We start from the raw sequence: 10,343 nt of genomic DNA, 5'->3' as shown, positions 1-10,343 counted from the left end.
ACCATGCAAGGCGCTCATCTCAGACATCAGCCACCCGCACCCGGCCGCAAGCCGGTGCCGCGGGGTGCCAGCCGAATGGTGGCGAAAGAGCCGATGTCCGCGCGCCTGCCGAAAGCCAATTTCGGCTTTCTGAAAAGCCTGTTCTGGCCGGTGCTGCTGGTGGCGCTGGGCTTTGGTACCTACGAAGGCGCGCAGCGTCTGCTGCCGTACGCCGACCGGCCGATCAGCAAGATCGCGGTGCAGGGCGACCTCAGCTACATCAGCCAGCAGGCGGTGCAGCAGCGGATCGCGCCGTTCGTGGCGTCGAGCTTCTTCACCATCGACCTCGCCGGTATGCGTACCGAGCTCGAGCAGATGCCCTGGATCGCCCACGCCGAAGTGCGTCGGGTGTGGCCGGATCAGGTAGTGATCCGCCTCGAAGAGCAATTGCCGGTGGCGCGTTGGGGCGACGAGTCATTGCTCAACAACCAGGGCCAGGCGTTCACGCCCAAGGAACTGGCGAACTACGAACACCTGCCGCAGCTGTTCGGCCCACAACGGGCTCAGCAGCAGGTGATGCAGCAGTATCAGGTGCTGAGCCAGATGTTGCGCCCGTTGGGTTTTTCGATTGCACGCCTGGAATTGCGTGAACGCGGCAGCTGGTTCCTGACCACCGGTGCCGGCAGTTCCGGCCCCGGCATCGAGTTGCTGCTGGGACGCGGCAACCTGGTGGAAAAGATGCGCCGCTTTATCGCCATCTATGACAAGACGCTGAAAGAGCAGATTACGAACATTGCGCGCATCGATCTGCGCTACGCCAACGGCCTCGCTGTTGGCTGGCGGGAACCCGTAGCGCCGACGACAGCCCAACCCGCTGTCGCAAAGAATTAAGAAGAGGCAGGACCCATGGCAAACGTGCAAAGCGGCAAAATGATCGTCGGTCTGGATATCGGCACCTCCAAAGTGGTGGCGCTGGTAGGCGAGGTCGCGGACGACGGCCAGCTGGAAATCGTCGGGATCGGCACGCATCCGTCCCGCGGCCTGAAGAAGGGCGTGGTGGTCAACATCGAATCCACCGTGCAGTCGATCCAGCGCGCGATCGAAGAAGCCCAGCTGATGGCCGGCTGCCGCATTCACTCGGCGTTCGTCGGCGTGGCCGGCAATCATATCCGCAGCCTGAACTCCCACGGCATCGTCGCGATCCGTGATCGCGAAGTCAGCTCGGCCGACCTTGAGCGTGTGCTCGACGCCGCTCAGGCCGTGGCGATCCCGGCTGACCAGCGCGTGCTGCACACCCTGCCGCAGGATTACGTGATCGATAACCAGGAAGGCGTGCGCGAGCCGCTGGGCATGTCCGGCGTGCGTCTGGAAGCCAAGGTTCACGTGGTCACCTGCGCCGTCAACGCTGCTCAGAACATTGAAAAATGCGTGCGTCGCTGCGGTCTGGAAATCGACGACATCATTCTCGAGCAACTGGCCTCGGCCTACTCGGTGCTGACCGACGACGAGAAAGAACTGGGCGTGTGCCTGGTCGACATCGGCGGCGGCACCACCGACATCGCGATCTTCACCGAAGGCGCGATCCGTCACACCGCGGTGATCCCGATTGCCGGTGATCAAGTGACCAACGACATCGCCATGGCGTTGCGCACCCCGACCCAGTACGCCGAAGAGATCAAGATCCGTTATGCCTGCGCCCTGGCCAAACTGGCCGGTGCCGGTGAAACCATCAAGGTGCCGAGCGTTGGCGACCGTCCACCGCGTGAGCTGTCGCGTCAGGCCTTGGCCGAAGTGGTCGAGCCGCGTTACGACGAACTGTTCACCCTGATCCAGGCCGAGCTGCGTCGCAGCGGCTACGAAGACCTGATCCCGGCGGGCATCGTGCTCACCGGCGGTACGTCGAAAATGGAAGGCGCCACTGAACTGGCCGAAGAAATCTTCCACATGCCGGTGCGCCTCGGTGTGCCGCATGGCGTGAAAGGTCTGGATGACGTGGTGCGCAACCCGATTTATTCCACTGGCGTCGGTTTGTTGATGTACGGCCTGCAGAAGCAGTCCGACGGAGTTTCGTTCTCCGGCATCGGCAGCCGCGACAGCTACAGCAGCGAAGAGCCTCAGGCGCCGCTGCTGGACCGACTGAAAAAGTGGGTTCAGGGCAATTTTTAAAAGCTTTACCGCAACACCGCAACAAACAGCAGTAGGCGAAAAAACTAGAGAATGTAAGGAGAGGGAAAATGTTCGAACTCGTAGACAACATCCCCGCAAGCCCGGTAATCAAAGTTATCGGTGTCGGCGGTGGCGGCGGCAACGCTGTCAATCACATGGTCAAGAGCAACATCGAAGGCGTTGAGTTCATCTGCGCCAACACCGATGCTCAAGCGCTGAAAAACATCGGCGCGCGGACCATCCTGCAACTGGGCACCGGCGTGACCAAGGGCCTGGGTGCCGGCGCCAATCCTGAAGTCGGCCGTCAAGCCGCTCTGGAAGACCGTGAGCGCATCGCTGAAGTCCTGGCCGGCACCAACATGGTGTTCATCACCACCGGCATGGGCGGCGGTACCGGTACCGGTGCAGCGCCGATCATCGCCGAAGTGGCCAAGGAAATGGGCATCCTCACCGTTGCGGTCGTGACCCGTCCGTTCCCGTTCGAAGGCCGCAAGCGTATGCAGATCGCCGACGAAGGCATTCGCATGCTTTCCGAAAGCGTCGACTCGCTGATCACCATTCCGAACGAAAAACTGCTGACCATCCTCGGCAAAGACGCAAGCCTGCTGTCGGCTTTCGCCAAGGCTGACGATGTTCTGGCCGGTGCCGTTCGCGGTATCTCCGACATCATCAAGCGTCCGGGCATGATCAACGTCGACTTCGCCGACGTACGCACCGTGATGAGCGAAATGGGCATGGCGATGATGGGCACTGGCTGCGCCAGCGGTCCGAACCGTGCACGTGAAGCCACCGAAGCGGCAATCCGCAACCCGCTGCTGGAAGACGTCAACCTGCAAGGCGCGCGCGGCATTCTGGTGAACATCACCGCCGGTCCTGACCTGTCCCTGGGTGAGTACTCCGACGTGGGTTCGATCATCGAAGCCTTCGCTTCCGAGCACGCGATGGTCAAGGTCGGTACCGTTATCGATCCGGACATGCGCGACGAGCTGCACGTAACCGTAGTTGCCACCGGTCTGGGCGCGAAAATCGAGAAGCCTGTAAAGGTCATCGACAACACCGTTCACACCTCGATGGCTTCGGCGCAGGTGCAACAACCGGCTCCGGCCCGTCAGGAGCAGCCAGCGGTTAACTACCGTGATCTGGACCGTCCGACCGTCATGCGCAACCAGGCTCAGGCCGGTGCTGCGGCTGCCGCGAAGATGAATCCGCAGGATGACCTGGACTATCTGGACATTCCGGCATTCCTGCGTCGTCAGGCCGATTGATGGAATGTATCAGGGCTATGAAGGTGATTGGTGTTCAGCAAAGGCATGGTCTGCTATCATCGCCAGCCTTTGTTGATACCAGTTCGCAATTTGCGCTGAAGCGGCCCAAGCCATGATTAAACAACGCACACTGAAAAATATTATCCGTGCCACAGGTGTAGGCCTGCATTCCGGCGAGAAGGTCTATCTGACCCTCAAGCCTGCGCCTGTCGACACTGGCATTGTGTTTTGTCGCGCTGACCTCGACCCTGTGGTGCAGATTCCTGCCCGCGCGGAAAACGTCGGTGAAACCACTATGTCGACGACGCTGATCAATGGCGACGTCAAAGTGGACACGGTAGAGCACTTGCTCTCGGCCATGGCTGGCCTGGGCATCGATAACGCCTACGTCGAGCTCTCCGCGTCCGAAGTCCCGATCATGGATGGCAGCGCTGGACCCTTCGTATTCCTGATTCAATCGGCAGGCCTGGAAGAACAGGACGCCGCCAAGAAATTCATCCGCATCCTGCGTGAAGTGACAGTGGAAGACGGCGACAAGCGCGCCACTTTCGTCCCTTTCGAAGGCTTCAAGGTGAGCTTCGAGATCGATTTCGATCACCCGGTATTCCGGGACCGCACCCAGAGTGCAAGCGTGGATTTTTCCAGCACTTCGTTCGTAAAAGAAGTCAGCCGCGCCCGTACCTTTGGTTTCATGAGTGACATCGAGTACCTGCGCAAGCACAACCTCGCACTCGGCGGCAGCGTGGAAAACGCGATCGTGGTCGACGCTGATGGCGTGTTGAACGAAGACGGTCTTCGTTATGAAGACGAATTCGTGAAGCACAAGATCCTCGATGCGATTGGCGACCTGTACCTGCTGGGCAACAGCCTGATTGGTGAGTTCAAAGGCTTCAAGTCCGGTCATGCACTGAACAACCAGCTGCTGCGCAAATTGATTGAGCAGACAGATGCTTGGGAAGTGGTGACGTTCGAAGACGCCAGCACCGCACCAATCTCTTACATGCGCCCGGTTGCGGCGGTGTAAGTAAAAAACCTCTCTAGTTTTTTGAAGGCCATCCTCGGATGGCCTTTTTTTATGCCCTTTCAAAAGCAAAAGATCGCAGCCTTCGGCAGCTCCTACAGGGATACCGCATTTCAGATGTAGGAGCTGCCGAAGGCTGCGATCTTTTGACTTTAAATTGACACTACAACGCGATTGCGCCCGCCTTCCTTGGCCTGATACAGCGCCTTGTCCGCCGCAAACAGCAACTGCTCCAGGGTCATCTCGCTCGCCGTCGTCCATGTGGCGATGCCGATACTCACGGTCATCGCCCGCTCAGCGCCTTCAACCCAGGGCAAGTTTTCCACAGCCTGGCGAATCTGCTCGGCGATCTGCTGCGCCCCGGCGCTGTCGGTTTCGGCGAGAATCACCGAAAACTCTTCACCGCCATACCTCGCGACCAGATCCGCCGGGCGCCGCACGTTCGCGGTGATTACCTTGGCCAGTTCGCGCAACACCTGATCCCCAGCCTGATGGCCATGGCGGTCATTGAAGGCCTTGAAGTGGTCAGCATCGATCATCATCACCGACAGCGGCTGGCCGGAGCGCTGCGCGCGGAACCATTCGTGGCGCAGGGTCTGGTCGAGCATGCGTCGGTTGGCAACGCCGGTCAGATCATCGGTGGCAGCCAGTTGCGCCAGTTCGCGTTCGGCGCGATGGCGCAAACGCAGTTCCCGAGCGAGCAGCCAGGTCAGCCACAACAGCCCCAGGCACAACACGCCGGTGGCGCCGCTGATCAGGATCGCCGTGCGCCGCCAAGTGCCGAACACCTCCTCGCTGGACAGCGCGACCATCACCGTCAACGGCAGATTGCCCACCCGCGAGTAGGTATAGAGCCGGCGTTGTTTATCCATGCTCGAGGTACTGGTGAAACTGCCGCTGCCATCGCGATCGTTGAGAATCCGCACGACGTTGGGCCGGTTGCCGAAACTCTTGCCGACCGAATCGCTTTGCAAATAGGGCTTCTGCGCGAGCAGCACGCCATCGCTGTTGATGATGTTCAGTGTGCTGTCGGTGCCGATGTCGAGGCTTTTGAACAGGTCGTCGAAGTAGTCGAGTTTCAGCGACGCCACCGCTACGCCGAGGAATTCACCGGTCTGCGAGGAGATGCGCCGGCTGAAGCTGATCCGCCACTGATCGGCCTCTTCGCAATCGCAACGGGTCTTGAACGGGCGGCTGATGAACATGCCCATGTCACGGTTGAACGCATGGGCGAGGAAATAATCGCGGTCGGCGAAATTGCCCGGTTTCGGTTCGATGCGCGAGGAGTCGGCGATAACCTCGCCATGCTTGTCGAGCAGGAGGATGTCGCCCTTGAAACGCGCGGTGGCAGAGCGATCGAACAGTGCCAGATGACGGATCTGCGGCGAGACGTTCTGCAGGTCGTCACGCTGAGCGGCGGCGATCAGGCCTTGCAGCGTCAGGTCGTACAGCTCGACGGTGCGCAGCACATCGGCGTCGATCAATTGCGCAATGGTCGTGGCGCGGCGCGTGGCGACTTCCTGCGCACTGGCGTACTCGCGGATCAACAGGAAGGTGACGATGCACACCATCGCAATCACGGTCAGCAGGCTGCCGAGGATCAGCAGGCGCTCGGGGCGACCGGTAAGGCCTGTGATGGAAGGCGTGCGGCTGGCGATCATGATGGGCTGTCGGTAGGAGTGGTTTCGTAAGCTTAGTAGGGCTGACGCCGGACAAACTTGTGGGAGCGAGCCTGCTCGCGAAAGCGGTGTGCCATTCAACATCAATGTTGATGGATCAACCGCGTTCGCGAGCAGGCTCGCTCCCACAGGGTAGATCACAGGATCTGAAAAACGCAGCGCCGATCTTAGAAGACGTTGACCGGGTAGTCGATGATCACGCGGTATTCATCTGTATCCGAATCAATCGCGCCGTAGCCGTTGCCGCCACGGTTGGTGGCCCATTGCAGGCGCACCGCGAGATCCTTGGCCTGGCCGCTTTGCACGACGTACTGCAAATCGATGTCGCGTTCCCAATGCTTGGCGTTATGGCCGTCGGCGCTGTACCAGCTGGAATAGCCTGCGCTGTTCGGGTCGGCTTTGGTCAGATCCACCGTGCCGCGTGAATAGGACAGCGCCGAGGTCAATCCGGGCATGCCGAGGCCAGTGAAGTCGTAAGCGTACTTGAGCTTCCAGGAGCGTTCGTTCGGGCCGTTGAAGTCCGAATACTGCTGCGAGTTGTCGAGGTAAACGCTGTCGCCCTGGCTGATGTAGTCGAACGGCGTGTTGCCGTTGACCCGCTGATAGGCGGCAGTGACGCTGTGGCTGCCGATGCCGACGGTGAGATGCGCGCTCCAGGTGTTGTTGTCGATATCGCCGAGCAGCGCATCACCGGTGTCTTGCGTGTGGTAGAAGTGCACGCCCGGGTTGAGGCTTATCACATCGTTCAAGTGCCAGGTGTAGTCGAGGTCGTAGTAGTACTGGTTCCAGATGTCCTTGAGCTCGGACGCGTAAAGGCTGCTCGTCAGGCCTTCAACGCCGCTCCAGGCCACTCCGGCCCAGTTCAAGTGTTGGCTGTCATCGCCATCGGCGAGCGTGCCGTAGGACGTGCCGATTCGGGTATGACCGCTCTGGTTATACGGCTTGGTGAAACTGGCCTGGCCACCTTCGATCAGCCAGCCGTCGAAGCTGCGGTTACTCAGGCTGATGCCACGAAAGGTCTGCGGCAGCATCCGCGTGTCGCCGCCGGCAATCACCGGGTTGGTGAGGAACAGGTCACCGGCCTTCAGTTCGGTATCGAATGCTCGCAGCTTCAGGGTCCCGCCGGCGGTTGAAAACGAGCCCGGCGCTTTGCCGTTGCCGTCGCTGATCGGCAGGATGCTCGAACCGTCGGTACCGCCTCCGCCATCGAGTTTCAAGCCGAGCATGGCATGAGCATCGACGCCGAAGCCGACCGTGCCTTCGGTATAACCCGATTCGAAAACCCCGAGAAAACCTTGCCCCCATTCAATGTTGTCGTCCGCTTTCTGCAAGCGGTTGCGATTCATGTAGTAGTTGCGGGCATTGAGGCTGAGGCTTGAGCCTTCGACGAAACTTTGTTCAGCGAGCTCGTCGGCGTGGGCGGCGGAAGCAATCGTTGCGGCAATTGCAATGAACAGCGGGGTGAGGCAGGCAGGGTAAAACACGTGCGGTGGAGCTCCTTGGGTCAGCGGGCCGCTCTGGTTCATGAGCGGCTTGATGTTTCTTGTTTTTTCAGACGCGCCAGACGGCTTTCAGACCACAACGAAAAAAGGCCGCTGAATGGCAGCGGCCTGGAGTGACGACGGTTGAACGGGAAGAGCCAAACAACCGCGTCGAGGGAAACCTTTCGCGGTGAGACTCAGCTGTCTTTCTCGAGCGCTTGAGCCTGGGAAGTAGCGGCTTGCGGGGATTGCGTCGCGTCTTGAGCCTTGGCCATCACTTCGGCCTGATGCTGATCGAATGCCTGTGCGCGCGCGACGTTGTGCGCCACGAACGCTTGCGATTCTTCAGCCATCGCCATCGGCGACAGGATCAATGAGGACAAAACGAATGCGCTGGCAATACCCATACTGTTGGACATCTTGAAAACCTTCTCGCTTGGCGAGTGCTGTTTGGTGCGGGCAAAGATAAGGTTGCCGAGGGTTGGGAAACAGCGCGATTTTCATAAATGACTGTTACAGCAAAAGCAAAGATCGGCACGGGTAACAACCCGGTCTGTGCGTGATGGTGGCCTGTGGCGAGGGGATTTATCCCCGTTGGGCTGCGAAGCGGCCCCAAGAATTCCAGCCTCAAAGATTCTTAGAGCTTGTGCACAGGATTTGCGACTGCTGCGCAGCCGAGCGGGGATAAATCCCCTCGCCACAGGGCTTGGCTGAGCATTCAGACCGGAAGGTGAATGCCAAAGGTGTTCATGCCCCGATCACTGCGCACAAACACATCCCCGCCATGCATCAGCGCAATCGCCTTGACGATGGCCAGCCCCAGCCCGTGGTTATTGCCGCTGTTGCTGCGCGAAGCATCGACCCGATAAAACCGTTCGAACAACCTCGGCAGATGCTCGCTGGCAATCGGAGTCCCGGGATTGGCCACGCCAATGCTCACCTGGTGTTCTTCAACCTCGATGCGCACCTCGATCACCTGGCCCGGTTCGGTATGCTGCACAGCGTTGCTCAGCAAATTGATCAGCGCCCGGCGCAGATGCGCGACCTCGATCTGCACTTGCGCATCGCCGCTGACCTGCACTTCAACCTGCGCGTCCTCAAGAATGAAATCCAGATAGTCCAGCGTCGTCGCCACCTCATCAGCCAATGACGTCGAGGTCAGTTTGGTCGCCTTGTTGCCCTGATCGGCGCTGGCCAGAAACAGCATGTCGTTGATGATCGAGCGCAGTCGCTCCAGCTCTTCGAGATTGGATTGCAGCACTTCGAAATAGTGTTCGGCGGAGCGCCCGCGAGTCAGCGCGACCTGGGTCTGGCCGATCAGGTTGGTCAGCGGCGAACGCAGTTCATGGGCGACGTCGGCGTTGAACGATTCCAGCCGCGAATAGGCCAGTTCAACCCGTTCCAGAGTTGAGTTGAACGATTCGACAAACTGCTCCAGTTCCGGCGGCAGCGGCGACAGGCGCAAGCGTCCGGCGCGCAGTGGTGGGGCCAGACGCTGGGCTTCCTGCGACAGTTTGATCAGCGGCTTCAGACCGATTCTTGCGACCCAATAGCCCAATGCCGAGGCCAGCAGCACCCCGACAATCGCCAGACTGATCAGGGCGATGAGCAAGTGATGCTGGGTCTGATGCAGCGTCTCGGTGTCGATGCCAATCATGAAGCGCAGCGGCGGGCGCTGGTCCTTGGCCGGGAACTGACTGACCAGCACTTTCAGTGGGTAGGGTTGATCGGGCAGTTGCAGATCGTGCATGCCCAACGGGCCATTGATGGCGGCACGAATCTGCGGGGTGAGATTGCCGTATTCGTAGCGCGGATCACCGCTGCTGATCCAGAAACTGATGCGCTTGTCTTCCTCGCCGAGCAGTTTGAGCTTGTTGTTGATCTTTACCCAATGCTCCGGCGTGCCGTAACGGCCAACGGTGGATTCGAGCACGCTGTACCGCGCATCCAGCTCGGCTTCGGGCAACAATCCCAAGCCCTTGTCGACCTGTTGATACAGCGCGCCGCCAATCAACAGAAACACCACCAGCGCCACCAGCGTGAACATGCCGCTCAGGCGCAAGGCAATCGAGTTACTGGACACCACGGCTCTCCAGCACATAACCCATGCCGCGAATGGTGTGCAGCAGCTTTTCGTTGAACGGGCCGTCGAGCTTGGCGCGCAGGCGTTTGATCGCGACTTCGACGACGTTGGCATCGCTGTCGAAATTGATGTCCCAGACCATCTCGGCAATCGCGGTTTTCGAAAGGATTTCACCTTGCCGGCGGGCCAACACGCTCAACAGCGAGAATTCTTTAGCGGTCAGATCCAAGCGTGTGCCGGCGCGGGTGGCCTTGCGGCTGATCAGGTCGATCCACAGGTCGGCGATGGTCACTTGCACCGGCTCATGGCCGCCGCTGCGGCGAGTCAATGCTTGCAGGCGGGCGACCAGTTCGAGAAAGGAAAACGGTTTGCCGAGGTAATCGTCGGCGCCGTCGCGCAGGCCCTTTATCCGATCTTCGACGCGCTCGCGGGCGGTGAGCATGATCACCGGGGTCTGCTTGCGCGCACGCAATGCGCGCAGTACGCCAAAGCCATCGAGCCCCGGCAACATGACGTCGAGGACGATCACGGCGTAGTCGCATTCCAGCGCCAGATGCAGGCCTTCGACGCCGTCGCGGGCAAGGTCGACGGTGTAGCCCTGTTCGCTCAGGCCACGGTGCAGATAGTCCGCGGTTTTTTCTTCGTCTTCGATAATCAGGACGCGCATGA

General features: G+C 60.0%; 9 protein-coding genes. 4 read left to right on the top strand and 5 right to left on the bottom strand.

What is annotated here, in order from left to right:
- Positions 1–3 precede the first annotated feature (3 nt).
- The 4 genes from AB4N73_RS16630 (at position 4) to lpxC (ending at position 4,434) form a co-directional block, all read left to right on the top strand.
- Positions 4–870 (top strand): cell division protein FtsQ/DivIB, encoded by an 867-nt coding sequence (locus tag AB4N73_RS16630; RefSeq protein ID WP_073473459.1) that lies wholly within the window; start codon positions 4–6, stop codon positions 868–870.
- 15 nt (positions 871–885) lie between these two features.
- Positions 886–2,145 (top strand): cell division protein FtsA, encoded by a 1,260-nt coding sequence (gene ftsA, locus AB4N73_RS16625; protein WP_016773282.1) that lies wholly within the window; start codon positions 886–888, stop codon positions 2,143–2,145.
- A gap of 68 nt (positions 2,146–2,213) precedes the next feature.
- Positions 2,214–3,410, top strand: coding sequence for a cell division protein FtsZ (gene ftsZ, locus AB4N73_RS16620; RefSeq protein ID WP_016773283.1), 1,197 nt, complete (start codon positions 2,214–2,216; stop codon positions 3,408–3,410).
- Between the two features lie 112 nt (positions 3,411–3,522).
- Entirely contained in the window at positions 3,523–4,434 is a 912-nt protein-coding gene (gene lpxC, locus AB4N73_RS16615; protein ID WP_007916984.1) for a UDP-3-O-acyl-N-acetylglucosamine deacetylase, read from the top strand.
- Positions 4,435–4,583: 149 nt separating this feature from the next.
- Here the strand turns inward: lpxC and AB4N73_RS16610 are convergent, their stop codons facing one another.
- From AB4N73_RS16610 to AB4N73_RS16590, 5 genes are all read right to left on the bottom strand, one after another.
- Positions 4,584–6,092 (bottom strand): sensor domain-containing diguanylate cyclase, encoded by a 1,509-nt coding sequence (locus tag AB4N73_RS16610; RefSeq protein WP_460142335.1) that lies wholly within the window; start codon positions 6,090–6,092, stop codon positions 4,584–4,586.
- A 185-nt stretch (positions 6,093–6,277) separates the two neighbouring features.
- Positions 6,278–7,594 (bottom strand): OprD family porin, encoded by a 1,317-nt coding sequence (locus AB4N73_RS16605; protein WP_460142334.1) that lies wholly within the window; start codon positions 7,592–7,594, stop codon positions 6,278–6,280.
- A 194-nt stretch (positions 7,595–7,788) separates the two neighbouring features.
- A complete protein-coding gene (locus AB4N73_RS16600; RefSeq protein WP_016773285.1) occupies positions 7,789–8,010 on the bottom strand; it encodes a hypothetical protein in 222 nt (73 codons plus the stop codon).
- Between the two features lie 299 nt (positions 8,011–8,309).
- Entirely contained in the window at positions 8,310–9,674 is a 1,365-nt protein-coding gene (locus tag AB4N73_RS16595; RefSeq protein WP_110603077.1) for a heavy metal sensor histidine kinase, read from the bottom strand.
- Positions 9,664–10,341, bottom strand: a complete 678-nt coding sequence (locus AB4N73_RS16590; RefSeq protein ID WP_110603080.1) for a heavy metal response regulator transcription factor — start codon at positions 10,339–10,341, stop codon at positions 9,664–9,666. Before AB4N73_RS16590 ends, AB4N73_RS16595 begins: the two co-directional genes overlap by 11 nt.
- Between the last annotated feature and the right edge of the window lie 2 nt (positions 10,342–10,343).

It is taken from the genome of Pseudomonas sp. S3_B08, assembly GCF_054667725.1.
This window is presented reverse-complemented; position numbering and strand designations above follow the sequence as displayed.